Annotated in this window: 1 protein-coding gene; it reads left to right on the forward strand. The window is 49.7% G+C overall.

The features are described 5' to 3' along the window. On the forward strand, positions 1-320 hold a 320-nt coding region (locus SB754_RS19290; protein WP_410784026.1), incomplete at its 5' end, for a hypothetical protein. Positions 321-429 lie beyond the last annotated feature (109 nt).

A 429-nucleotide genomic window follows, 5' to 3' on the forward strand; every position in this document is an offset into this window, starting at 1 on the left:
GTGCTATGCAGAACATGAACGTTACCTGCATCCTGAGCCCTGTCATCTTCGTGGTCATCATCGGCTTCATTGCAAAGCTCGGCTATGACAATCAAATCCTCACGCAGAGGAACGAGCGCCTGCGACTGCAGAACACAGAGCTGATGTCCAAAAACACTGACCTTGCCGGCACCATTAAAACGCTGGCGGCGTACGTCGATGAGCAAAACGAAATTATCCCCCCTGAGACAAATCACCGGGCGGCCGCAGAGATGAAGCAGCAGGGGTTCTGCGCAACTTCCGGCTGCTGGATTCGCTTCACGAGTGCAACGGAAAGCTAAGAGCTGCTATCCGCAGGATTGACGAGAATAGATAACTATATTGCAGCAGTACATCAAAGAGCAGTACTGAAGTGAATACTAAAGATTTAGATTTGGTAGCCGAATTAAT

The organism is Leifsonia sp. SIMBA_070 (assembly GCF_046534635.1).
GTDB lineage: Bacteria > Actinomycetota > Actinomycetes > Actinomycetales > Microbacteriaceae > Leifsonia.